We start from the raw sequence: 23,549 nt of genomic DNA on the forward strand, positions 1-23,549 counted from the left end.
GAGAATTAGCGGCGCCGAGTTGAAGCGCGGCGGGTGCTACTAGTGCTACGAGCAGCGTTACCGTTGCTGGCAGCTGCAGACGTGCTGCGGCCAGTGCCGGTGGTTGGAACAGTGCTAAGCACGCGAATAGCCAATGCCAATACCAGCAAAACTACCGCCATGCCCAAAATGAATGCGCCGAGGCCGAGTGGCTGGCTCCAATCCCATACTCCCATGGTTTTCCCTCTACCCACCACATTAAGTACTAATAGTTTTAAGATAGCCTGCATAGGTTAAAGTTGCAACATCTTAAGGTATAATTGACTGGTATTGTTTTAAATACCAGCATTGGAAACTTACCAATGCCGACCATGGCGCGATGGCCGAGGAGTTAGGCAAGGGTCTGCAAAACCCTGTACACGAGTGCGAATCTCGTTCGCGCCTCCACGCAAGAACTAATTACGACCCCGCTCTTTTTGGCTACTTGATTGCCAAAAAGAGCGGGGTCTTGCATTGTCCTTGCTTTTCCGTTTGCTTTATCCTAAAAGCTCGCGGGTTATAATTAAAAAATGGTTAGGCGGTTAGCAGGTTGTATTATTACCAATGTCCATGGCCGGGTTTTGTTGATTCACCGTAACACGCCGCGTCTTTCGCAATGGGAGCTGCCAGGCGGCAAGGTTGAAGAAAACGAGTCAGCGGCACAGGCCGCTACCCGTGAAGCCTTAGAGGAAGTCAACCTTGTAGTTGAGGGTTTAGAAGAAGTTGGAGCTACCGAATTCGGAGACAACGGGTACGATTGGCACTACACTTGGTTTAGGCCTTCTCGAGTTACCGGCGATTTAAAGTTGATGGAAAAGACATTTGATGACATTCGTTTTATAAACATTCTCTCTGGCGAAGTTGAAGATAAAGTTCTTTCTCCGAATGTCGTAGCGATTATCAAGGCATTAAAAAACAAGCAATTCCATCTATAAATTTGTATAATGATTTATCAGGAAACGGGCGAGTGGCGGAATTGGTATACGCTGCGGACTTAAAATCCGTTGCCGATAAGGCTTGAGGGTTCGAGTCCCTCCTCGCCCACCAAATTAAAGCCGGCTCTCTAGTCGGTTTTAATTTTATTTTTGTTTCTTCTGCGTTCGGCGTAAGAGCTCAGACCACGCAGGGCAACAACCGCCCAAACCACGTTTATGGCAACGCTTATATAGGCCCTGTAATGAATTTGGTAAATGCCAGCCATCACTGCTCCGACTAGATTATCGAGCTCGTACCAAAATGATTTTCCGGTCCAGCGGCCGATGGATATTCTATAAAAGCCCAGCAGGATTAGCAGCGCCCCAATTAATCCAAGGACTGTATACATATTAACTTCTAGGTAGGTGCTCGTGATTGCGCACCGAATAGTCGCTGCGCATTATGGCGCGTACTTGTTCTGTATTGGCGGTTTTTACACCAGGGTTAAGCAAATTGTGCGGATCAAAGATGCGCTTAGTGGTCAGAATCAGCTTGTACATGTCGTCGCCCAAAGCGGCTCGTAAATAAGGCGCGCGAACACGGCCATCGCCGGCCCCAGCGCTGATACTGCCACCGGCCTTAAGAGCTGCCGCATACAAAGTGTCTTGAATTTTAAATAGTTTCTGGCGGTCGCCAACTTGGGCGAGATCCAAAATTGGGTGCATGCGCACAATACCGCTACCGGCTTGTCCCCATATGGCTGCCGGTTGGTCGGCTTGAACGTAAACTTTTTCTGCTGCGCGCATAAAGTCAACCAAGCGGTCGATCGGTACGGCAATATCTTCAGCCACCGGCACGGCGCGCCGGGGCCCATAAACGTGATTAACTAGCGACGACACACTGTGTCGAACTTTCCAGATAGACTGTTGCTCTTCTGGCGTGTCGGCAACTTTGCAATAACCACCATATTTATCGACCAGCTTTATTAGATTCTTGGCATCTTTCTTTTGCTGGCCGTCGCGGTGCTCGTCGAACTCAATGAACAAGTGAATAGCGGCGCTAGTTAGACCGAGGGCGTTATGCAGTTGGCTTGGATTTATTTTGCTAACCTGCTCTAAGGCCTGCTTATTAACCATATCAAGCAGGCTGGGTTTGAGGTTCAAAATCTCTGGCAGCATGTCGGCAAAATCGTTCAAATTATTTAGGCTGACCATGGCAAGAGTAGTGGTCGGCGTGTGACTGACAACCTTTAGACTTGCCTCTGTAATAATGCCCAAAGAGCCTTGCGAACCGACAAACAGAGGAGTTAAATTGAAGCCGTCTTTAGTTTTTACCTTGTCGAGGTTGTAGCCGGCAGAAACATATTGAGTTTGCTTTTGGCTGGCATAGTTGCTTATGGGGCTGGCGTTTTCTTCGAGCAATTTGTCCAGCGCCCGGTAGACTTCGCCTTCAAAATTCGATTGGCCCATTTTGCGGTTAAGTTCGCGCTTACTTAACGGGCCAGTTTCGATAATTTCGCCGTTGGCTAAAACCACGCGCAGGTTTTGGACGAAGCGCAAAGTATCGCCGTATTTAACCGATTTTTCGCCAACGGCGTTGTTGGCGATGCCGCCGCCGAGTGTAGCATAAGACGCAGAGGCAGGGTAGACGGGCAGAAACAACCCGTGCGTGTAAAGAGTTTGCTGCAGCTTGTCGTAGCTAACCCCCGGTTCAACAGTGACGAACTCTTTTTTGGGATCAAGCGCTAAGATGCGGTTCATGTGAGCGGTCATCGCTAGCAAAATGCCGCCGCCGATGGCCGCGCCAGAGGTGTCGCTGCCGCCGCCGCGAGCAGTTATGGGCAGGCCGCGCTCGCGCTCGGCCAGCTGCCAAGAAAATCGAGCGGTTTTGCGCACGTCATCTTCTGTGCGCGGGTAAACCACCATAGCCGGCGCCATTCTAAGTATACTGGCATCATAGGCAAAATGCCGCCGCGCCTCGGGGCTAACAGTGACCTCCCCCGTCAAATGTTCCTGTAAATATTGAGCAACCTTACTCATACCGATTAGTAAGTATAATAGCACGCTACCCTTGTCAGCGACCGGTTGGCTCACGTACAATTGGTCTAGCCAAAAGTCGAAGCTCTTGCCGAAAGGGGCAGAACGAGACGGCGTAAACTCCGGCGAGGGGATGTGGTGAAATTGGTATACACGCTACGTTCAGGACGTAGTGGGCTTACGCCCGTGAAGGTTCAAGTCCTTTCATCCCCACCATGAAAATATGACTATCTTTGATGGTCATATTCTTATTTTGAGGACAGCTTGAACCTTCCCACATAAAAAGACCAGCAAAGCTGGGCTTTTTTATTTTCAAAAATGTGTCAGGCGCCAGGTTATCGGCGGTTTCGGTACGTCTGTTTTTAGAATAACGCCGCTTGAAGCGGTGGTTGTGCCGCTAGATAATTGAACAGTGCCCACATTCTGACCTTTTGTAGCCGGCGTTTTGATAGGTTTAATATTTTCTTTAACACTCGGGGTCTTATCTTTCCAGACCAGCATTTTTACGTCTTTGGTGGCGATCGCTTGATAGGTTTTGCCCCACTTGGTTTTATATGTAGCTACTACTTGTCCGGCCTTGACCGGTTCGACTAGCGTAAAGTTAGCATCAACATTTTTGATAATTGTTTGGCTATCTGATAATGCGCTCGATAGGTCCGGATCACCAACCACGGCACCAATAATTGTTTTGGTTTGGCCGTCTATGGTGTGTTTGGCGGCAAACATAAAACAGCCGCCGGCTTGGTCGGTGTTGCCGGTTTTAATGCCAACAATTCCGTCGCTGCCCAAAATGCTGTCCGAAACATTATAGATAGTGCCAAAAGCCGGTGAGTCAGCCACTCGCTGGCTGACAAGGTCGGCTATAACCGGATTGCCCATAGCTGCATAAGCGAGTTTGAACAAGTCGCTGGCTGTAGAAACGGTTTGTGGCGAAAACCCGCTAGCGTCAGAAACGGTGGTGCCGGTCATGCCCAAACTTTTTACGTAGCTATTGGCGTAGGTAGTGTAGGTGCTAATTGAGCCAAACTGCCAGATTGCTAAAGAATCGGCGATATTATTGGCGCTCGGCAGCATCATGGCCTGCAAGGCCTGGTATTCGGTTATTTGCTGGCCGGCAGTTACTGGTACCAGCGAGCCGTCTTCGGCGGCATATTTTTGATAAATAGCCACGTCATTGTCTGTCAAAGTTATAGTCGGGCCTTGCTCGCCAGATTTTAAAGGACTTTTTTGCAAGACGCTCAGGGCCGTAATTACTTTGGCGATGCTGGCGATCGGTGCCGGAGTCTGCTGGCCATGAATGGCGAGCAGACCGTCTTCTGTTGTGCCCAAAGCCATTTGGCCACTGGGCCAGGGCAGGCTTGCGGCAGCAGGCTTGGGTGTATCCAAGCTAGCCAGACTGGCGCTTGTTTGCGCAAACGGCCGGGTCAGATTAAAAACTTCAATAACAATGATAATTATCAGCGCTAAGGCGATAGTGTACCGGAGCAACTTTTGTTTAGTCATTACTTACTAGAATACACTCTAAGCTTAAAGCTCGCTTTAAGCTTAGAACTGCTATAATTAAGGTGTAAGGAGTAGAAATGGTAGCAGTAATTATAGTTCTGGTCGTCATCGCCGTAATTCTTATAAGTATCGGTGTGCTATATAACGGCTTGGTCCGTTCCAAAGTTCGTGTTGATGAAGCCTGGAGCGATATAGAAGTTCAGCTTAAGCGGCGCTATGATCTTATTCCTAATCTAGTTAATACCGTGAAGGGTTACGCCACTCACGAAAAGTCAGTTTTTGAAAACGTATCCAAAGCTCGGACTCAAGCTCTAAGTGCAAAGACTGTTGGCGAAGCCGCCAAGGCCGATAATCAATTCCAGCAAGCTATGAAGAGCTTGTTTGCCGTAGCCGAGGCCTATCCGCAATTGCGCGCCAGCGAAAACTTTCAGCAGTTGCAAGAAGAAGTTACCGATACAGAAGACAAAATTCAGGCGTCCCGACGCTTTTATAATGGCGCGGTCCGAGACTTTAATATAAAGATTAAGGTTTTTCCAACTAACATGTTTGCCCGGCACCTTGGCTTTAGTCAGCCGCGCGAATTCTTTGATGTTGACGCTGACCAGCAGGATGAAATTAAAGAGCCTGTCAAAGTAGACTTTTCTAAATAGGGTGTAGTCGTAATGTACGAGCAAATTAGCAGTAACAAGCGCCGCACAGTTTTTCTGATGTTCTTCTTTTTGGTGCTCCTTTGGGCAATTGCTTTTGCGATCAGCAAAGCCACCGGCCAGCCGGGGTTGTTGTTTACCGTCGGCCTTTTTAGTCTAATTTACGCGGGCTTTAGTTATTTTTTTGGAGCCAAAATGGCCCTGGCCGTGAATGGCGCCAAAGAAATTACTAAAAAAGATGATCCGCGCTTATGGCGAACAGTTGAGAACTTGGCAATCACCGACGGTTTGCCAATGCCGCGAGTTTATATAATGAACGATCCATCACCTAACGCTTTTGCTACTGGCCGCGACCCGAATCATTCGGTGGTTTGTGCTACCACTGGCCTGCTGCAAGTCATGAACGACACCGAGCTAGAAGGAGTTATAGCTCACGAGCTTGGCCATGTTAAAAATTATGATATTAGAGTTAATACGCTAGCTTTTGCGCTGGCTGGCATCATCAGCATGATTGCCGATTTCTTTTTGCGATTCACCTTTTGGGGAGGCGATAGGCAAGAACGCGAGAACAACCAGCTGGCCTTTATTATCGCCATCGTGGCCGCTATTTTAGCGCCAATTGCCGCCATGCTTTTGCAGTTAGCCATTAGCCGCCGCCGCGAATATTTAGCCGATGCCACCGGCGCGCTGACTACCCGATATCCGGAAGGCCTGGCCAGCGCTTTGGAAAAAATAGAAAAAACGGGCAGTGTTTTGCGCAAACAAAATACTTCTACGGCTCACATGTTCTTTGCTAACCCGCTTAAAGGCCACAGTGTTGCCGGGCTTTTCAGCACTCATCCGCCGATTGAAGAGCGTATACGAGTCCTGCGCGAAATGGAGCTCTAAGCGCGCTATTTACCTCTGTTTGGGGTATAATATTAGTAATGCCAAAAGCGGAGACTAAAAAGAAATCTTCTGCTAAATCCAGCAAAGTAGCTGGCGCGCCGCGCATGCGCAAAACTACGCGCAAGCAAGCTCGCTCTAAAGCCAAAAAAGAAGCTCGTACCCAAAAACCATTAGTTAACAGCTTTAAGCTAACCGCCCAAGTAGTTAGGTCAATCGCTGCGCACTGGAAGCCGCTCGGCGGCATAGTTTTGGTTTATTTGATATTGAACATACTTTTCGCCAGCGGCATTAGTGATTTGTCTAGCAGTGTAAATTCCATTAAAACTGACCTGAACAGCAACGGCGACAGCGCCCACCCCATTGTCGCCGGTGCTTCTGCCTTTTTGACGCTAATAACCAGCTCTGGTGCATCAAGCTCATCCACCGGTTCGGCACTACAGACTGTGCTGATCGTTTTAGAAAGCTTGGTTATAATTTGGGCGCTTAGGCATTTGCTGGCTGGTCAGAAAATTACTGTAAAGGCTGCTTATTATAATTCGATGGCGCCACTAATTCCATTTTTGCTGGTAGCGTTCTTTATAATTATCCAGCTGCTTCCTATAACCTTTGGTTCGGTCGCCTTAAGCGCGATTGCCTCCAGCTTAGGGACGGTTAGTGGTTTATGGACGGCGGTGTTCGTGATTGTTTTCTTGCTGCTAGGGGCGTGGTCAGTTTACATGGTTAGCGCGTCGATATTCGCCGTCTACATCGTAACCTTACCCGATATGCAGCCGCGTGATGCGCTGCGTTCCGCCAAAAAACTAGTGCAATATCGTCGCTGGGCAATACTTAGGCGCGTGCTATTTTTGCCAATTTTAATTCTGCTCGTTATGGCGGTAATTATGATCCCGCTGATTTTGTACGCTACTTTTTTTGCTGCACCAGTTTTTTACTTGCTCGGGATGCTGGCAATTTTATTCGTGCACGCCTACCTATACAGCCTATATAGAGGGCTGCTCGCATGAGCAAAGATAATCCAGCCGAACGAGCGGCTAAATTGCGCGAGCTCATAAACGACTATCGCTATAACTACCATGTGCTCAATAAATCTATAATGAGCGAGGCCGCGGCCGACAGCCTGAAGCATGAGCTGACTCAAATCGAGAGTGAGCACCCCGAACTAATTACGCCAGATAGTCCGACTCAGCGCGTGGCTGGCGAGCCGCTGCCACAGTTTAAAAAGATTACTCACTCCAGCCGAATGCTGAGCCTCAATGATGTATTTGACGAAGCCGAATTTAACGCCTGGGTGGCGAGAATTCAAAAACTCTTGCCAAACGAAAAGTTCGAATATTTCATGGACGTCAAAATGGACGGTTTGGCCTGCGCGCTGGTTTATCAAGATGGCGTGTTAGTGCAGGGCGTGACGCGTGGAGATGGGTTTGTTGGCGAGGATGTGACAGCTAATGTGCGTACCATTGAATCAATTCCACTTAGCTTGCGGCGCGCCAAAGGCTTTGAGCAGTTTTTGAATGGCCGTACCGAGATTCGCGGCGAAATCGTTATGTATAAAGATCAATTCGAGAAACTAAACGCCGAACGCCAAAAATCCGGCTTGCCTAAGTTCGCCAACCCGCGCAACCTGGCGGCCGGCACTATTCGACAACTTGATCCCAGGCTGGTTGCCAGCCGGCCGCTAGAATTCCACGCTTACGATATGTTGCGCGCTGATCCGGACGACGTGCCGAGCAACGACTATGCTTATAAAGTCATTCGCGAGCTGGGCCTAAGAGCCAACTCGGTAGCCAGGGTCGCCAAAACACCCAAAGAAGTTCTGGAATTTGCGGGTGAATGGGAAGAAAAGCGCAAAGACTTGCCGTTCAATACCGACGGCCTGGTGGTAAAGGTCAATGACCGTAACCAAGTAGCCCGCCTTGGCGTGGTCGGCAAGGCGCCGCGCGGTGCCGTAGCCTACAAATACCCGGCCGAACAGGCCACTACAAAAGTCAAAGATATTTTTGTCAGCATTGGCCGCACCGGTAAGGCCACGCCGGTCGCCATGCTGGAGCCGGTGGTGGTAGCCGGCAGCACCGTTCAAATGGCCACGCTTCATAACGAAAGCGAAGTTGCCCGCAGAGACATTCGTATTGGCGATACCGTCATCATCCATAAAGCCGGCGATGTGATTCCGGAAATTGTCGAACCATTAGTTAAACTGCGCGACGGCAGCGAAAAGAAGTTCGAGATGCCCGATGTTTGTCCGGATTGCGGCACCAAGCTGGTCCGCGTTAAAGCCGCCGATGTCGACTGGCGCTGCCCGAACAACGCCTGTCCAAGCAGAGCTTGGAAGCAGATCGAACATTATGCCAGCAAAGCCGCACTCGATATTGATGGTTTGGGCGAAAAGAACGTTATTGCCTTGCTAGACGCTGGACTAATCAAGGATCAGGCAGATATTTATAGAGTTACAAAAGAGGATCTGCTAAAGCTAGATCGCTTCGCCGAAATTTCCGCCAGCAAATTGGTAAAAGCCATCCACGATAAGAAAAATCCACCATTACCGCGGTTTCTTTATGGTCTTGGCATTCGTCACATTGGCACGCAAACTGCTATCGATTTGGCAACGCATTTTCATAGCCTCGAAAAATTGTCGCAGGCGACCATCGATGAGCTATCCGAAGTCGAGGGCATCGGCGAGGTGGTAGCTGAGGCGATTGTCGAATGGTTCGAAGAGCCGCGCAACCAAAGATTGCTCCAAAAATTCGAGCAATTTGGCGTTACGCCCAAAAAGGCCGAAGAAGCCCACGGTCCGCTGGTTGGCAAGAATTTTGTGCTCACCGGCTCGCTTGGTTCTATGAGCCGCGATGAAGCAGCTGAAAGGATTCGGAGCCTTGGCGGCACCTTTCAAAGTAGTGTCGGTAAAGAAACTGATTATTTGGTCGTTGGCGCAAACGTTGGCGCCAGCAAGCTGGCCAAAGCCGAAAAACTTGGCACTAAACAAATAGACGAAATCGAATTTTTAAAATTGATAGAAGAAAAATAATGGCAGATGTAACTTTTATAACCGGCAATGCTAAAAAGGCAGAATTCATGGCCAAATACTTAGATCATCCAATTGACCATCAAAAGTTGGATTTGGATGAATTGCAATCATTAAATTCCAGAGAAATTGTGGAACACAAAGTTCGGCAAGCCTACGAGAAGATAGGAAAACCAGTCTTGGTTGAAGACATTAGCTTTACTATGGATTGCCTTGGTGGCAAATTGCCGGGCCCGTTCATTAAGTGGTTTATAGAAACTATGGGATTTGAAGAAATCTGCAGATTGTGCGATGGCACTGGTCAGCGTGGGGCGACAACCTCTGTATGCTTCGCTTATTTTGACGGCGAGCGTCTAGAGTTTTTCGAAGGCTCATTGCGCGGTAGCATTCCCGATCACCCTCGCGGTGATGATGGTTTTGGCTTTAACGGGATTTTTATACCAGAGGGGCAAGATAAGACCAATGCCGAAATGAACGAAGAAGAAACCGCCAAATACAGTCTGCGCACAAGCACGGTCTACCCACAGATCAAAAAATTCCTGAGCGAAGTTGATAAATAAGTTAATTCTTAAGCCAAAATTTTAAAGCGGGTAGCTACTCACCGTTTGAGATTTTGGGAGGAGAAGCTTAGCACTAGGTTGAAGCTTTTGCCGGTTATCAGCAAAACAAAACTTCTGCGTAAGCTTCGACGAGGGGACATAGCTCAGTTGGCTAGAGCTACTATAGTAAAATGTGGAGCGTATGGGGCGTTAGCTTAGCTGGTAAAGCGCCTGTGTCGCACACAGGAGACCATCGGTTCGAATCCGATACGCTCCACCACGTCAGAATTCGCTTCGACCAAACGACAAAAAAGCGCAAACAAGTGGCGCTTTTTTCATTTGGTCTTCGCAGCTCTTCCTTTTCCCCACAAATTCAAAATTTGCGGGGACCCCATAAGCTCGCGGGTTATAATATTTCTATGATTGCTATCAAACGAGTTTACGAAGTAAAAAGCAAAGACGACGGGTATCGTGTGCTGGTAGATCGGCTATGGCCGCGGGGCGTTAGTAAAGAAAAAGCGGCTTTGGATCTATGGATGAAAGACGTCGCGCCTAGTGATGGTTTACGCAAATGGTTCAACCACGACCCGGCCAAATGGGAAGAATTCGAAAAAAGGTATAAAGAAGAGTTAAAAAATAATGACGATTTGCTCGAGCAACTCAAAAATTTGGAAAAAGAACACAAGAAATTAACCTTGCTTTACAGCGCGCACGACGAGGAGCATAACCAGGCGATTGTCCTAGCCGATGTGCTTAAATCTTAAAGAAATTAGCTAAATAATTCAGCTCTTCCTGGTAGCGCTCCAGATTTATAGAACCCAGACTTTCCAGAATGATTGGCTTCGAGCGGTCTTTGATAAGATTTATAACTTGATCTTGCTTGGTGTCAGCTAGCAAAGTGTGCGGCAAGTTAGTACCGCCAAAGCCGCTCAAATGATATTGCCGCAGTCTTGGCGCGAAAGCTTCATAAAGTTCATCGCCCAGCTTTAACGACGGGTCGTTGGTCAAAACATGGTTAACATCAAATGTCCAGCCAGCGTTTGGCAGCTCGTCAAACACTTTCTTTAGGTCTTTTGGGGATTGCCCAAAATCTTTTTGCCAGTCCATATTCTCAGCGCAGATTTGCTCCCCAAACTCATCGGCCAGCCATCGAAAGTCAGTATTTTTTGGATGAAACGTAAGATTCTGCGCGTTAATTTCATCTATTAATTTATGCAAGGCTTTGTTCAGCTCAGCGTCATTATCGGCTTCTTTTAAATAAGGAAGATGAATGGTCCGGTATTCAAATTGATTTATGATGTCTAGGTGTTTCGGCCACTCTTCTATGATTCGCGGAACTATCTGGAGCTGGATTGCTCTGCAGCCAGCCTCTAACATTCCATTTAGTAGGGCTGGAGCATCCGGCCTTTTTAGCCCAGCCATGCTCACAGAAAAACCAAAGTTCAAATTCACAAGCTAATTATACAGTAGGGTTTAATGCTAGATTTACAGATATAAATTGGTTATAATAGGCGGGTTCAAAGCGAGGGGCATTAGCTCAGTTGGCTAGAGCGCTTGCATGGCATGCAAGAGGTCAGCGGTTCGAGCCCGCTATGCTCCACCATTTTTAAAAGGAAATTATGAGAGAAATACTGGCTGATTTTGACGTAAACGCCGATGGTTCTGGTTATACATATGGCGGCGAACTTGCAGACGGCTCTGTGCAGTCCGAAGCGCTGGCTCAAAGACCCAGGCTTGAAGAGCGCGTTTTTGCCGTTCCTTTTTTACCCGTAAGATTAGGTGAGCCAATATTGCCGGCCAAGAGAAATTCGTCCCTAGAGATTTACGATGGTGACAAGGGCCAGTCAGAGCACAACTTTATAGGTCGAGTCGACTAACTCGTCCTATTTTTAAAGCGCGCGGTAAAATAACCTTAATGTTTTATAAAATTATTTTTGTTTTGTTAGCTGCGTTCTGCTTTTTGCATATATATCGTGATTATCTCCAGATTAAATACGGCTATAACTCTTGGTTTACTAAATTAGGCCACGTCTGGGATAGGCCGCAATATGAAAAGCACGGCATGGTCATATTCTTTCTACTGGGTTGTTTATTTAGCTTTTTGGCGGTGCATTTATGAGGCTAAACGCATATTTAGCTCGAGCGGGCGTGGCTAGCCGAAGAGGTGCAGACCGGCTTATCAAGGCTGGGCGCGTTAAAGTTAATGGTCGACTTGGCCAATTAAACTCTGAAATCTCAGATAACGATCAAGTCGAACTCGATGGTAAAGAGATAAGCCTACAAGAGCTCCGCTATATTTTATTAAACAAGCCAGTTGGCTATGTTACGACTCTAAAAGATGAAAAGAGTCGTCGAAAAGTAACAAACTTAATAGATATTTCCGAACGCGTGGTTCCGGTGGGGAGGCTAGATTACAACACCAGCGGAGCACTGCTTTTAACTAATGACGGGGGGCTGGCTCACAAGCTAATGCATCCGAGCCATGAGATAGATAAGGTTTACGAAGCTAAAGTCGAGGGAACGATAACCCAAGAAAAACTTAACAAGTTAAGTGATGGTATTGAATTGGAAGACGGTGTCACGGCGCCAGCTAGAACGCAAAAACTGTCCGATAATAAAATTGAACTTATTATTCACGAAGGCCGCAACCATCAGGTTCGGCGCATGCTGGCAGCCGTGGATTTATGTGTCAAAAAGCTGCACCGCAGCCAATACGGGCCCTTGACCCTTGGAGGCTTAAAGCCAGGACAGTGGCGATACCTTACGCCGAATGAAGTCTTAGAGCTTAAGAATTTTGACAAAATCGCAACTCCTTAGCACGGTCTTGCTAAGAAGTTGGTTTTATGATTTAATAGTAACGCTCTAGTGTAGGTTAAGCAGAATACGGTTTGGGCGATCTGGAGTGCCTTGTATTCCTGTGGAAACAGAAATCGACCAAGGAGGATGTGGTGAAATTCCACACCGGATGGCGGCCCAAGGTCGCCTGGCTCGTGGTTGCCGCGGCAGTTCTGCTGCTTGCGGCCACCGTCAGCGGTTCCGCCAGGGCGGATGCCCCGGCGACCGTGTACGTCAACTCGGCCTGGAGTTCGGTGGCCAACGGGGATGACCCGGACGGCACCGGCCCGGCCACGGCCATGGGCACGGACGCGTTCAGCAACCTGCCCGATGCCGAGGCGGCGCTCGCCGACCACGGCACCATGTACACGAAGGGCACGTTCGATGCCTCGGACATCGCCCTGAACAAGCCGTTCACGCTGGACGGCCAGGGCGAGACCGAGCTCGACGTGTCCGCCGGCAGTTCGCCGGTGAACGCGCTCGACATCACGTCGGACGACGTGACGGTCACGGACGTCCACATCGTCGGGCCGGCCGCCGGGACGAGTTACCTCAGCTTCAGTTGGGGCAGCGACATCACGCGCGGCATCACCGTCGCGCAGGGCGTCACCGGGTTTGCGATCACGAACAGCGTGATCGAGGGCCTGCGCAACGACATCCTGATCGACGGCCGCAACAGCACCGGCTCGGTGACGGGCAACACGATCGACGACTCCAAGTCGGCGATCTCGGTGCAGTACACCGACGGCACGGGCCTGACCATCAACGACAACCAGGACGGCCAGTACGGCAACGAGTGGGACCTGAACCTGCACCTGAACGGGAACTACGACGGTTCGACCACCCACTCCAACCCGTACCCGGGCGGCGCGGCGCCGGACGATGTCCAGCAGCACCTGCTGGACCTCAGCTCGGCCAACGACGGCTGGTCCGTTCAAGACCAGGCGTACACGTCGCACAACCGCACGGTGGCCTACGTCAGCACGTCCGGATCGTCGAGCAACCAGGGCAGCCCCCTGAACCAGCTCAGCACGATCCAGGCTGGCGTGGACGCCGTCGTGAAGACCGCCACGGTCCACGTCGCGGCCGGCACCTACGCGGGACAGGTCAAGATCAGTAAGGACCTGAACCTGCAAGGGGCCGGCACGGGCAGCACCACGCTGCAGGCGGCGGCCTCGATGCCGTCGTTCACGATCAACGGCTCGGCGCACTCGCCGGTCGTGGCCGTGGACGGTGCCAAGGTCACCATCAGCAACCTGACCGTTGACGGCAACGGCCAGGGCAACAGCAACGGCCGGTTCAACGGGATCGGCGGTTCCAACGCCGACCTGACCATCGACGATGTGTCAGTCATTCACGTCCGCAACAACCCGCTCGATGGGGTGCAAAGCGGCGTAGGCATCTACGACTACAACACCGATGGCTCGAGCCGGACGGTGAAGGTCGAGAACTCGACCATCGCCGACTACCAGAAGGGCGGCGTCGTGCTGTCAGGCTCCGGTCTGACCGCCGACGTCGAGAACGTCACCGTGACGGGCGCCGGGCAGACCAGCCTGACTGCCCAGAACGGCATCCAGGTCAGCTACGGCGCGTCGGGCACCGTCACCGGCAGCACGGTGAGCGGCAACTACTGCACGCTCGCCAACTCCGGCGACAACTGCACGGCCGACCCGGCCGGCAGTGATCCGAACGCCGACGGTGCGGCGGGCATCCTGCTATACCAGGCAGGCTCCGTCGAGGTCGGCGATAGCACGGTGAGCAACAACCAGTACGGCATCTGGAGCGTGGGCAGTTCTTCGCTGAACATCCACGACAACCAGGTGAGCAGTTCGGGCTCGACGAGCTCGGGCGTCGCCGTCTGGAACCAGGACCAGTGGTCCAGTTCCGCAACAGCGACCTCGGGGAGCATCACCGGCAACACCCTGAGCGGCATGGGCTACGGGCTGCTGATCCGCGACTACAACGGATCGAACGCCCCGACCGTGACCGCTCACGGCAACCAGATCACCGGCAATACCGTGCCGGCGGCGAGCAACACCAGCTTCGACGCCACTGGCAACTGGTGGGGTTCGGTCTCTGGGCCGGGTACGCTCACGGACGTGACGACCAAGCCCTGGGCGACGGACGCCTCGTTCAACACCCAGAGCAACAACGCCGACCTGACGAACCTGAGCCTGTCAGCCGGTACGCTGAACCCCGCGTTCAGTGCCGGTACGACGGACTACCAGGCCAGCGTCGACAACAACACGTCGAGCGTCAGCGTCAGCTGCTCGGCCAACCCCGGCGCAACCGTGTCCGGGTGCGGCAGCTCGGCCCTGTCGGTGGGGAACAACGTGGTCGCCATCACGGTGACGTCGGCCGACGCTTCGGTGTCCAAGACGTACAACGTGGTCGTCAACCGCGCGTCGGCTCCGTCCTCGGGCGGAGGCGGCAACACCGGTGGCGGCGGTACGCCGCCGCCCACCACGACCAGCACGCCTCCGACGGTGACGACGTCGCCTGACGGGAGCGTGACCCACACGGCGCCGGCGGACCAGTTCGGTGTCGTGAGCGTGACGACGCCCGCAGCGGCGGGCACGAACAAGTCCGAGTCGCTCTCGGTGATCTGGGGTGCCGGCACGTTCGGCACCACCAGCGACCCGGTGGCGGTGAACTGCAAGCCCATCCCGGTGGGCTCGCAGAGCAACAACAGCAGCTACCGGTTCGCCGATCAGGTCGTGAGCATCACGGCCGAGCTGAACGGCAACCCGATCACGCAGCTGTCGGCCCCGCTGGAGATCGTCTTCTCCAGCCCGGGGGAGGGGTTCGTCCCCTCGTACTCGCACGACGGGGTGCACTTCACCAACATCCCGCTGCTCACCCGTCCGCCGGATCTGCCGGCGGGCCAGGCGGACGGCTACTACGTCGATGACAACGGGCGCTACCACGTGCTCACGCGTCACCTGACGATCTTCCGCCTGATGGACGGCACGCCGCCGACCGCGTCGAAGCTCAAGATCCGCCCCACGAAGAAGTGGCTGCGGGCGAGCTGGAGCGCGTCGCACGACAACATCGGCGTCGTCAGCTACATCGTGTACCGCAACGGTCACGGCTACCGCGTGTCCAAGCACACGTACATCCCCCTCCTCCTGCGGGCGGGCAAGTACGTGGTTCGTGCCCGTGACGCGGCGGGCAACCTCAGCAAGCCGTCGGCGACCGTCACGGTTGTCCGCGTCCGGGTCACCCGGCACGGCAAGCACTCCACGGTCCTTCAGGTGAAGAAGGGCTGAAGCTGGGAGTAAGACCCAGCAATTGGCTAGGCGCATCCTAGATCTACTGGCTCCCCCATGGAAGGGTGAGACGGTAGGTCGCTAGAAGATGTGACTCGCCAAAGCACTACCCCCCGGTTCGACTGCAAGGATGCAGTCTGGGCCGGGGGCTTTTTAGTTTTAAATTGATATACTTAAGCTTATGAAAAAACTAGCCCGGCAAATTGTAGCCGCCATCCTGGCCTGGCAAGTTCGGCGCCTGCAAAAGAAAAATAATTTTAAAGTAGTTGCCGTGGCTGGCAGTATCGGCAAAACTAGCACAAAGTTTGCTATTGCTAATGTGCTCTCGGCGGGCTTACGGGTGCGTTATCAAGAAGGTAATTATAACGATTTGGTAACTGTGCCGCTGATTTATTTTGGTCGCCCGGAACCAAGCCTGTTCAATCCACTGGCCTGGCTAAGCGTATTCATAAAGAACGAAATTCAACTGTTTAAACCCTGTCCTTACGATGTAGTGGTTGTAGAAGTAGGCACAGATGCGCCAGGTCAAATCATCCAATTTAAAAAGTTTCTAAAGGCCGAAATTGCCGTAGTTACAGCTATCACACCCGAGCACATGGAGTTTTTTGAAGATCTGAATGCAGTTGCCGTTGAAGAGTTAAGCATCTCCCAGATGGCCAGCCTAACTTTGCTAAATAAAGATTATGATCACGCTACCCAAACCGATGGTGCCCTAACTTACGCGATAAACCAGCCGGCTGATTTTCAGATGAGCAACATTCAATTCAGTAAGTCTGGTTGCGACTTTGATGTGCTGGCTGGCGGTAAAAAAATATTCAAAGCCGAACACGAAGCTTTTGCCGAGCCTCAACTCTATGCAATTCTGGCTGCAGTCGCCGTAGCCTATAAACTTGGGCTAGATAGCCAAACAATTCAACAAGGTTTGAGCAATATTCAGCCAGTGGCTGGCCGAATGCGTCGCCTGCCCGGTATTAATAGATCGACAATTATCGATGATACCTATAATGCCAGCCCAGAAGCAGTTAGCGCTGCACTAAAAACCCTGTATCGCCTGCCAGCTTCGCAAAAAATCGCCATTTTGGGCAATATGAACGAACTGGGTAAATTTTCTAAAGCGGCACACGAAGAGGCTGGCCAATTTTGTGACCCCAAGCAACTAGATTTAGTAGTCACGATTGGTCCAGACGCTAATAAATATTTGGCTCCGGCTGCCGAAGCCAATGGTTGCACAGTTAAAGTCTTCGATGATCCATATTCGGCCGGCGAGTTTGTCAAATCTCAAGTCAAAAAAGGCGCGTTAATCCTTGCCAAGGGCTCGCAAAACAAAGTCTTTGCCGAAGAAGCGATAAAAATTTTGCTGACTAACCCAGAAGACGCTTCGAAGCTAGTGCGCCAGTCGAAGTATTGGCTAGAAGTAAAAAGGAAGAATTTTAAATGAAGGTCGTAGTACTGGGTGGCGCAATTTCGCCAGAGAGGCAAGTTTCGTTAAGGTCCGCTAAGGCCGTAGCCGAGGCTGCAAAGGCTGCCGGTTTTGAGGTTGTCGAAGCTGATCCCGCCGACGGTCTAGATGTATTGGATGATTTGAGCGACGCTGTTGTATTACCAATTTTGCACGGCAAATATGGTGAAGACGGAACTATCCAAAAAGAACTAGAGGCTCGGGGCCTTAAGTATTTAGGGTCGGATAGCGCTGCATCAATAGCCTGTTTCGATAAATGGACTACCCGGCTAGAGCTAATTAACGCCGGTATACCAATGGCTGAAGCAGCGCTAGTTGACGAAAAAAGCTACATAGGGCATCCGCTCACCAAAGTTCATCACGTGTTGAAAATCGTGCACGGCGGATCGAGTATCGGCACGTTAGTGGTTCGCAAAGACGGGGACGAAGACGAACAGGAGGTTAGCGAAATTTTTGCTATGGAAGATAAGGCGGTACTGGAAAAATTAATAGAAGGCACCGAAATAACCGTGCCGGTTCTGGATGGTCAGGCTTTGCCGGTCATAGAAATTATTCCGCCGGTAGACGAAGAATTTGATTACGACAACAAATACAATGGCAAAACCCAGGAGCTCTGCCCGCCTAAAAACGTATCTGCGATAGTGCAAAACAAAGCTCAGTCTTTAGCTGAAAAAGTTTATAAAGTTATGGGCGCCCGACACCTGGCGCGCGTGGATATGATGGTCGATGCCGACAACAATATTTTTGTACTAGAAATAAACACTATGCCCGGCCTGACCGATCAGAGTCTGTTTCCGAAGTCTGCCAAGGTTGCCGGCATGACTATGCCGGAGCTTGTTAAGAAGTTTATCGAGCTAGCGAGCCACTAGGTCAAAACGCCTAGACTTATATAAGTACCCAGCTGTTTTTATGCTGGGCTTATGAGTAACTTAGAATTCGATCCAGTTCTATCACCAAATAACCAGGAGTATCCGCGAGCCGCAGAAATTGTGCGTAACCTGTTGGCGCCTCAGCCGGTAATTATCGGCATAGAAGGCGGGCCATGTGGCGGCAAAACAACCTTAACCGAGCAAATCGTGGCCGAAGCCGAAAGTCGCGGCCAGCCGGTTTACGTTTTGCCAGAAGTTGCTACCAAGCACATACTTAAACTCCACGAACAAGGTTTTAGCATTCCAGAGCTTGCCGCCAACGACCGCGAAGGTTACTTGGCTTTCCAAATGGCTGTGCTCGGCGACATAAACCAAAGACTAATTAGCGCCAAAAAAGAATTCGCCGGTACTGACACGTTAATATTGAGTGATCGTTTGAGTAATCGCCCATACATTACAGGCGAAGAATACGAAGAGCTTTGCCGTCGGCTGGGTTATGGCCCGAATGAGGTCATTCAAAACCATGTAGACAAAGTTATTTACCTACCGAGCGTGGCTAAGGTAGCGCCAGAACTTTACGGGGAGCTTCAACTAACAAATACGGCGCGTTACGAAACGCTAGACCAGGCGATAGCTACTTGCGATCGTACGTTGTCCAGCGTGGCCGCTCATCCGGAACTACATATAGTCGCTGATGGCCAGGATTTTGACGCCAAAATGCGGCGGGCCAAAAATTTGGCGTTCGATAATCAAAATGAATATGAAACCAAATGGCGGCCAGCAGATGAAGTGGAATTGGTCGAATGGATCAAGGCCAAACAAAAAGCTGGCGAAGTTCTAAACTCTATAGAAATCGGCCAAAGTTATCACCGCTTGCCCGACGGCACAACCTATAGACTGCGGGCTGGCACTGGCAGCGATGGCCAGGATTTTTATCACTTTACAGTAAAGCAAAGGCATGAGTATGGTAGCAGGGAGATTAACCGCATCATAACCGAGCAGCAATATCAGACTTTGGCCGATCAACCATGTCAAGGCTGGTTGTTCAAAAAACGCTTCGTCGTTTTAGATAACTGGCAGGTTTGGCACTGCGATTTCATCATGGACGGGGATGAAGGCTTCTGGATAGTCGAGGCTGAAGTTACGTGCCCCGAAGAGATTGATAATATTCAGTGCCCAGTGGCAATGGTTGATGCCAATTATTTTAAAACCGAAGACTATGCCAGCAGAAATCTTCCACGACGCTAAACGGCCTATGCTTGCAAAGCTTAACCTTAGCGTTCATCCTGAAAGTGAGTATGGACCGCCCGCTTGAGCACCACATCCAGCGCAGCATTATTGTGAGGCTGTCTTTGGCTGAAACTTTGCGCTTTTCGGATTTGAAGCCGGCCAGCCTCGAAAATAACCATTTTATGTACCATTTAAACCGGCTGATAAAAGACGGCTTGGTCGAAAAACGCGATAATTTGTATGCTCTCGCACCGGCTGGTTTGACTTATGTAGATCTGCTTAGCTACAAAAACCGCCGGCCAAGACATCAGCCCAAATTAATCGCAATTTTGGTTGTTCAAAATAAAAACGGTGATTATCTGTTGGCCCAACGCCACGTCCAGCCTTATTACGGTTACGCGATGTTGCCAAGCGGCAAGCAGCATTTTGGCGAAAGCCCGTTTGAGCATGCTGCCCGTGAAGCGAAGGAAAAGACCGGTCTAGCCATCAAGCTCGCTCACCGTGGTTACGTGAATGTAAAAATATCTAAAGGTGACCATATAATCAGCCATGTTGCAGCGCATGTTTTTAGCGGCAAGCTCAACGATCAAGGTGCTATCAAGCAGGGCGACGAGCGGTTTAAGCTCTTCTGGCAGCCAAAAAACGAGCTTGATAAAGTCAAACTTATGCCCGGCACACTTGAAATTATCGAGCTGGTTAGCAAAAACCAAACAACATTTTTTGAATCTTTAGAATATCAGCTTGCTTGATATACTATTTAACAGATGAAGCGATACAATCCCAAAGAGATTGAGCCAAAATGGCAGAGTGTTTGGCGCGAATCCGGCATTTATAAAACGGACATGAGTCGTACCAACGATAAGTTTTATGTAATTCCGATGTTGCCGTACCCGTCCGGCGATTTGCACATTGGCCATTGGTATAACTTTGCTCCAACAGATACAGTCGCGCGCTTTCGCCGCATGCTGGGGCAGAACGTTTTCACGACCGTTGGCTTTGATGCGTTTGGTTTGCCAGCCGAAAACGCGGCGATTAAACGCGGCATTCAACCGGCAGTCTGGACTTACGGCAATATCGCCACTATGACCAAGCAGCTGGAGCAAATTGGGGCCAGCTACGATTGGGGCCACAGCTTAGCCACTTGCAAGCCGGATTATTATCACTGGAATCAGTGGCTGTTTTTGCAACTTTATGAAAGGGGCTTAGCTTACCGCGCCAAAAGGGTAGTTAACTGGTGCCCCAAAGATCAGACGGTGTTAGCCAACGAGCAAGTTGTTGGCGAAGAGAACGTTTGCGAGCGCTGCGGCACGCCGGTTGTTCAAAAAGAACTAGAACAATGGTTCTTTAAGATCACCAACTATGCCGACCGCCTGCTGGACGATTTGGAAACTGTTGATTGGCCGGCCAAGGTCAAAACCATGCAGGAAAACTGGATTGGCAAAAGCAAAGGCGCCCTGATCGATTTTGAAGTGGCTAAATCTGATGCTCATAGCTCAGAAAAGCACAAGGAAGAGCCGAAGTGCGGACAAAGCGGTACAAAAGCGTACCGCGGAGAGAGCACTGGAGGATCTGACGCGGTGATTGCTGAGAGTGCCGGCAGTGTTTCCGGCTCTGCCGGAAAGCAGGACGGCACGGCTATGAGCGTCAGGGTTTTCACTACCAGGCCGGATACGATTTACGGTGCGACTTATATGGTCCTGGCGCCCGAACATCCGCTGGTGCTAAAAATCACCAGTGACGAATGCCGCGAGCGGGTTGAAAATTATATCGAAGAAACTAAGCGTAAAACCGAGCTGGAAAGAAAGGAAGGCGAAAAGCATAAAACAGGAAGCTTTACTGGTGCTTATGCCATCAACCCGGCAACCAAGAAAAAGATTCCGATCTGGATTGCTGATTATGTACTGGCGAGCTACGGTACCGGTGCAATTATGGCGGTACCGGCGCACGACGAACGCGACTGGGAATTTGCTAAAAAGTTCGACCTGGACATCCAGCCGGTTGTGGCGCCAATTGTGACCGACAAAGATCATCCGCCCAGGAGCGACAAAGAAAACACTCAGCGCAACGTGGCTATGTGTTTGGTTAAGCATCCTAAAAACGATGAGATCATTACTTTAAAATGGCCTAAGTTTGGCTGGCGCGGCTTGGTAACCGGCGGCGTAGAAAAAGGCGAAGATTTAATCGAAGCCGCCGAGCGCGAAATCACAGAAGAAACCGGCTATAAAAACATGAAGCTGGTCGGCCGCGTACCTTATCCGATTAATTCGCTGTTTTACGCCGAGCACAAAGACGTTAACCGTGATGTGTTTATGAACATCATGATGTTTGAACTGACCGACTTAGAACAAGTGGCTACCAAAAAAGAAGCTCACGAAGATTTTGAAGCTGAGTGGTGGCCATTAAATAAAATTAGCGAGCTATGGCCAGTGTCTGAGCTAGAGTATATTATCGCCTGGCTAAAAAACGGCGACCAAGCTTATGCTGGCGAAGGTACCATGATAAATTCCGGTAAATACGACCGCATGAGCTCGGCCGAAGCTCGGGAAAAAATCGTTGCCGATCTAGAAAAAGAAGGCATTGCCAAAGAGCAAACTAACTACAAGTTGCGCGATTGGCTGATTAGCCGCCAGCGCTACTGGGGCACGCCGATTCCAATAATTTACTGTAACGACTGCGGCATGCAGACAGTGCCGGAAAAAGACTTGCCGGTTATTTTGCCAGAAGATGTTGAATTCACGCCGACTGGACGCAATCCTTTGCTGGATAGACCAGACTTTGTTGGTACAACTTGTCCGAATTGCGGCAAACCAGCCAAGCGCGAGACCGACACCATGGATACTTTTGTCGATTCCAGCTGGTACTTCCTGCGCTATCTGGATAACAAAAATGATAAAGCGGCTTTTGATACAGAGCTAATTAACAAATGGATGCCGATGGACCACTACATTGGCGGTATCGAACACGCTATCTTGCACTTGCTATATGCCCGATTTGTCACTAAATTCTTGCACGATGAACATGGCCTAAATTTTGAAGAACCGTTCCGAAAATTAACCAATCAAGGTTTAATTTTGGGCCCTGACGGTCAAAAAATGAGCAAAAGCAAGGGTAACGTGATTAATCCGGACGAGCAGGTGACAGGTTACGGCGCCGACAGCCTACGGCTTTATTTAATGTTCATGGGTCCTTACGATCAAGGCGGGCCGTACTCTTTGGGTGGTATCGCCGGTACGCGCCGGTTCCTGGACCGCATTTGGACTTTGGTTGGCGAGTTTTTGGAAGCCCCAGCCGAAGCCAAATCTAATATTAGCGAGACGGCTTTAATGGCTGCTACCCACCGTACTATTAAAAAAGTTACCCAAGACTTAGAAAAGCTGGGCTTTAACACCGCGATTGCTGCCATGATGAGCCTGGTTAACGAGCTATATAAACAAAAAGCGGCTAATGGTATCAGCCAAACTCCTGCCTGGCGCCAAAGCTTAGAAAGTTTAATTCAGTTGCTGGCGCCATTCGCGCCGCATATCACCGAAGAAATGTGGCTCGACATGGGCCATGAAGAATCGATCCATGTATCTAATTGGCCACTGTGGGACGAGAAGCTAGCCAAAGAAGAAATGATAACCCTGGCTGTTCAAATCAACGGCAAAGTCCGGGCTCAAATTACAGTTTCGGCCGACGCTAGCGAACAAGAAATCGTATCCGAAGCCAGGGAAGAAGCCGAGGAATATCTTGTCGGAAAAGAAGTCAAAAAAATAATCTACGTCCCTGGCCGCCTAGTTAGCTTAGTAGTCTAGGGGAAGAGCAGCCCGACAAAATGTATTCCATTTTGCCGGCGCGATGAGAAACCCGCTTGCGGGTGTCTCATAAGGCGAAGCCGCATCTACGTCCCTGGCCGCCTAGTTAGCTTAGTTGTCGTTGGCTAAAGTTGTTTTTAAGAGGTAGATAAGCTATAATCTAGCCAAGCTACAAAGGCAAAATAATCCCGAAATAAGGAGTAAATATTTCATGGGTAAACCCAAAAAACGAACTAGTTCCCGCCGCAGCGGCAGCCGCCGCAGCCACTTGGTATTAAAGCTGGCCCGCCGCGTTAACGGCCTCAGCCCGGTAAAAGCTACTGTTGGCACCAAAAAGATTGGTAAAACCGCCTCAAAATAAAGCTAGACCTTAGGTAGCCCAAAGTAAAACATAAGTTATACTGGATAGAGGCCCAGTAAAAGGAAGATTAACAACATGGCAACAGGAATCCATTCCGCCGCTCACTTTCGGGCTGCAACCCCAACCTTTGGGCTGCAGAATCCATTTTGCGCGTCGATGTACCTACG

21 protein-coding genes and 5 tRNA genes are annotated in these 23,549 nt (G+C 50.4%); 21 read left to right on the plus strand and 5 right to left on the minus strand.

What is annotated here, in order from left to right; translation table 11 throughout:
- Window positions 1-5: 5 nt before the first annotated feature.
- Window positions 6-269 carry a hypothetical protein gene (locus tag VFT49_00290; GenBank protein HEU5004513.1) on the minus strand — a complete coding sequence of 88 codons (264 nt, stop codon included), beginning with the start codon at window positions 267-269 and terminating at the stop codon, window positions 6-8.
- Between the two features lie 83 nt (window positions 270-352).
- Here VFT49_00290 and VFT49_00295 point away from each other — a divergent pair.
- From VFT49_00295 to VFT49_00305, 3 genes are all read left to right on the plus strand, one after another.
- Window positions 353-426: transfer RNA gene (locus VFT49_00295), tRNA-Cys, on the plus strand.
- 122 nt (window positions 427-548) lie between these two features.
- Complete coding sequence (locus VFT49_00300; protein HEU5004514.1) at window positions 549-953, plus strand: NUDIX hydrolase; 405 nt, start codon at window positions 549-551, stop codon at window positions 951-953.
- A gap of 26 nt (window positions 954-979) precedes the next feature.
- A tRNA-Leu gene (locus tag VFT49_00305) sits at window positions 980-1,065 on the plus strand.
- Window positions 1,066-1,081: 16 nt separating this feature from the next.
- Here the strand turns inward: VFT49_00305 and VFT49_00310 are convergent.
- Together VFT49_00310 and VFT49_00315 are read right to left on the minus strand one after the other, a co-directional pair.
- Complete coding sequence (locus VFT49_00310; GenBank protein HEU5004515.1) at window positions 1,082-1,342, minus strand: hypothetical protein; 261 nt, start codon at window positions 1,340-1,342, stop codon at window positions 1,082-1,084.
- Window position 1,343: 1 nt separating this feature from the next.
- Window positions 1,344-2,972, minus strand: coding sequence for an FAD-binding oxidoreductase (locus VFT49_00315; protein HEU5004516.1), 1,629 nt, complete (start codon window positions 2,970-2,972; stop codon window positions 1,344-1,346).
- 126 nt (window positions 2,973-3,098) lie between these two features.
- Between VFT49_00315 and VFT49_00320 the strand changes: the two genes are divergently transcribed.
- Window positions 3,099-3,185: transfer RNA gene (locus VFT49_00320), tRNA-Leu, on the plus strand.
- A 96-nt stretch (window positions 3,186-3,281) separates the two neighbouring features.
- On the opposite strand, the gene VFT49_00325 is transcribed toward VFT49_00320, so the two are convergent.
- Complete coding sequence (locus VFT49_00325; protein HEU5004517.1) at window positions 3,282-4,472, minus strand: serine hydrolase; 1,191 nt, start codon at window positions 4,470-4,472, stop codon at window positions 3,282-3,284.
- Window positions 4,473-4,549: 77 nt separating this feature from the next.
- On the opposite strand from VFT49_00325, the gene VFT49_00330 reads away from it, so the two are divergent.
- The 7 genes from VFT49_00330 to VFT49_00360 all read left to right on the plus strand — a co-directional run bounded on the left by VFT49_00330 (window position 4,550) and on the right by VFT49_00360 (window position 10,329).
- Entirely contained in the window at window positions 4,550-5,122 is a 573-nt protein-coding gene (locus VFT49_00330; GenBank protein HEU5004518.1) for a LemA family protein, read from the plus strand.
- 12 nt (window positions 5,123-5,134) lie between these two features.
- Entirely contained in the window at window positions 5,135-6,007 is an 873-nt protein-coding gene (locus tag VFT49_00335) for a M48 family metalloprotease (protein ID HEU5004519.1), read from the plus strand.
- 38 nt (window positions 6,008-6,045) lie between these two features.
- Entirely contained in the window at window positions 6,046-7,011 is a 966-nt protein-coding gene (locus VFT49_00340) for a hypothetical protein (protein HEU5004520.1), read from the plus strand.
- Window positions 7,008-9,029 (plus strand): NAD-dependent DNA ligase LigA, encoded by a 2,022-nt coding sequence (gene ligA, locus VFT49_00345; protein HEU5004521.1) that lies wholly within the window; start codon window positions 7,008-7,010, stop codon window positions 9,027-9,029. The genes VFT49_00340 and ligA overlap by 4 nt, the downstream gene beginning before the upstream one ends.
- Window positions 9,029-9,586 carry a non-canonical purine NTP pyrophosphatase gene (locus tag VFT49_00350; protein ID HEU5004522.1) on the plus strand — a complete coding sequence of 186 codons (558 nt, stop codon included), beginning with the start codon at window positions 9,029-9,031 and terminating at the stop codon, window positions 9,584-9,586. The genes ligA and VFT49_00350 overlap by 1 nt, the downstream gene beginning before the upstream one ends.
- Window positions 9,587-9,769: 183 nt before the next feature.
- Window positions 9,770-9,845, plus strand: a tRNA-Ala gene (locus VFT49_00355).
- Between the two features lie 139 nt (window positions 9,846-9,984).
- Entirely contained in the window at window positions 9,985-10,329 is a 345-nt protein-coding gene (locus tag VFT49_00360) for a DUF488 domain-containing protein (GenBank protein HEU5004523.1), read from the plus strand.
- Here VFT49_00360 and VFT49_00365 read toward each other — a convergent pair.
- Window positions 10,319-11,017 (minus strand): hypothetical protein, encoded by a 699-nt coding sequence (locus VFT49_00365; protein HEU5004524.1) that lies wholly within the window; start codon window positions 11,015-11,017, stop codon window positions 10,319-10,321. The genes VFT49_00360 and VFT49_00365 overlap by 11 nt on opposite strands.
- Window positions 11,018-11,091: 74 nt before the next feature.
- Here VFT49_00365 and VFT49_00370 point away from each other — a divergent pair.
- The 10 genes from VFT49_00370 to VFT49_00415 all read left to right on the plus strand — a co-directional run bounded on the left by VFT49_00370 (window position 11,092) and on the right by VFT49_00415 (window position 23,382).
- Window positions 11,092-11,168 (plus strand) — tRNA-Ala (locus VFT49_00370).
- A 16-nt stretch (window positions 11,169-11,184) separates the two neighbouring features.
- Window positions 11,185-11,442 (plus strand): hypothetical protein, encoded by a 258-nt coding sequence (locus VFT49_00375; GenBank protein HEU5004525.1) that lies wholly within the window; start codon window positions 11,185-11,187, stop codon window positions 11,440-11,442.
- 238 nt (window positions 11,443-11,680) lie between these two features.
- A complete protein-coding gene (locus tag VFT49_00380; GenBank protein HEU5004526.1) occupies window positions 11,681-12,382 on the plus strand; it encodes a pseudouridine synthase in 702 nt (233 codons plus the stop codon).
- A gap of 71 nt (window positions 12,383-12,453) precedes the next feature.
- A complete protein-coding gene (locus VFT49_00385; protein HEU5004527.1) occupies window positions 12,454-15,669 on the plus strand; it encodes a cadherin-like beta sandwich domain-containing protein in 3,216 nt (1,071 codons plus the stop codon).
- Between the two features lie 181 nt (window positions 15,670-15,850).
- Window positions 15,851-17,107 (plus strand): UDP-N-acetylmuramoyl-tripeptide--D-alanyl-D-alanine ligase, encoded by a 1,257-nt coding sequence (murF, locus tag VFT49_00390; protein HEU5004528.1) that lies wholly within the window; start codon window positions 15,851-15,853, stop codon window positions 17,105-17,107.
- Complete coding sequence (locus VFT49_00395; protein HEU5004529.1) at window positions 17,104-17,997, plus strand: D-alanine--D-alanine ligase; 894 nt, start codon at window positions 17,104-17,106, stop codon at window positions 17,995-17,997. Before murF ends, VFT49_00395 begins: the two co-directional genes overlap by 4 nt.
- Window positions 17,998-18,048: 51 nt before the next feature.
- Complete coding sequence (locus tag VFT49_00400; GenBank protein HEU5004530.1) at window positions 18,049-19,245, plus strand: AAA family ATPase; 1,197 nt, start codon at window positions 18,049-18,051, stop codon at window positions 19,243-19,245.
- Between the two features lie 50 nt (window positions 19,246-19,295).
- Window positions 19,296-19,976 (plus strand): NUDIX domain-containing protein, encoded by a 681-nt coding sequence (locus VFT49_00405; protein ID HEU5004531.1) that lies wholly within the window; start codon window positions 19,296-19,298, stop codon window positions 19,974-19,976.
- A gap of 15 nt (window positions 19,977-19,991) precedes the next feature.
- Complete coding sequence (locus VFT49_00410) at window positions 19,992-23,021, plus strand: class I tRNA ligase family protein (protein ID HEU5004532.1); 3,030 nt, start codon at window positions 19,992-19,994, stop codon at window positions 23,019-23,021.
- Window positions 23,022-23,232: 211 nt separating this feature from the next.
- Complete coding sequence (locus VFT49_00415; GenBank protein HEU5004533.1) at window positions 23,233-23,382, plus strand: hypothetical protein; 150 nt, start codon at window positions 23,233-23,235, stop codon at window positions 23,380-23,382.
- Window positions 23,383-23,549: the final 167 nt, after the last annotated feature.

Source organism: Candidatus Saccharimonadales bacterium, assembly GCA_035758565.1.
Taxonomy (GTDB): domain Bacteria; phylum Patescibacteriota; class Saccharimonadia; order Saccharimonadales; family UBA10212; genus DASTXL01.

Coding starts and splice junctions, on each gene's coding strand:
- VFT49_00335 (HEU5004519.1), top strand. CDS start 5,135: ATGTACGAGCAAATTAGCAGTAACAAGCGCCGCACAGTTTTTCTGATG.
- ligA (HEU5004521.1), top strand. CDS start 7,008: ATGAGCAAAGATAATCCAGCCGAACGAGCGGCTAAATTGCGCGAGCTC.
- VFT49_00290 (HEU5004513.1), bottom strand. CDS start 269: ATGCAGGCTATCTTAAAACTATTAGTACTTAATGTGGTGGGTAGAGGG.
- VFT49_00310 (HEU5004515.1), bottom strand. CDS start 1,342: ATGTATACAGTCCTTGGATTAATTGGGGCGCTGCTAATCCTGCTGGGC.
- murF (HEU5004528.1), top strand. CDS start 15,851: ATGAAAAAACTAGCCCGGCAAATTGTAGCCGCCATCCTGGCCTGGCAA.
- VFT49_00300 (HEU5004514.1), top strand. CDS start 549: ATGGTTAGGCGGTTAGCAGGTTGTATTATTACCAATGTCCATGGCCGG.
- VFT49_00325 (HEU5004517.1), bottom strand. CDS start 4,472: ATGACTAAACAAAAGTTGCTCCGGTACACTATCGCCTTAGCGCTGATA.
- VFT49_00415 (HEU5004533.1), top strand. CDS start 23,233: ATGGGTAAACCCAAAAAACGAACTAGTTCCCGCCGCAGCGGCAGCCGC.
- VFT49_00395 (HEU5004529.1), top strand. CDS start 17,104: ATGAAGGTCGTAGTACTGGGTGGCGCAATTTCGCCAGAGAGGCAAGTT.
- VFT49_00375 (HEU5004525.1), top strand. CDS start 11,185: ATGAGAGAAATACTGGCTGATTTTGACGTAAACGCCGATGGTTCTGGT.
- VFT49_00330 (HEU5004518.1), top strand. CDS start 4,550: ATGGTAGCAGTAATTATAGTTCTGGTCGTCATCGCCGTAATTCTTATA.
- VFT49_00410 (HEU5004532.1), top strand. CDS start 19,992: ATGAAGCGATACAATCCCAAAGAGATTGAGCCAAAATGGCAGAGTGTT.
- VFT49_00360 (HEU5004523.1), top strand. CDS start 9,985: ATGATTGCTATCAAACGAGTTTACGAAGTAAAAAGCAAAGACGACGGG.
- VFT49_00405 (HEU5004531.1), top strand. CDS start 19,296: ATGGACCGCCCGCTTGAGCACCACATCCAGCGCAGCATTATTGTGAGG.
- VFT49_00380 (HEU5004526.1), top strand. CDS start 11,681: ATGAGGCTAAACGCATATTTAGCTCGAGCGGGCGTGGCTAGCCGAAGA.
- VFT49_00340 (HEU5004520.1), top strand. CDS start 6,046: ATGCCAAAAGCGGAGACTAAAAAGAAATCTTCTGCTAAATCCAGCAAA.
- VFT49_00315 (HEU5004516.1), bottom strand. CDS start 2,972: ATGAGTAAGGTTGCTCAATATTTACAGGAACATTTGACGGGGGAGGTC.
- VFT49_00350 (HEU5004522.1), top strand. CDS start 9,029: ATGGCAGATGTAACTTTTATAACCGGCAATGCTAAAAAGGCAGAATTC.
- VFT49_00400 (HEU5004530.1), top strand. CDS start 18,049: ATGAGTAACTTAGAATTCGATCCAGTTCTATCACCAAATAACCAGGAG.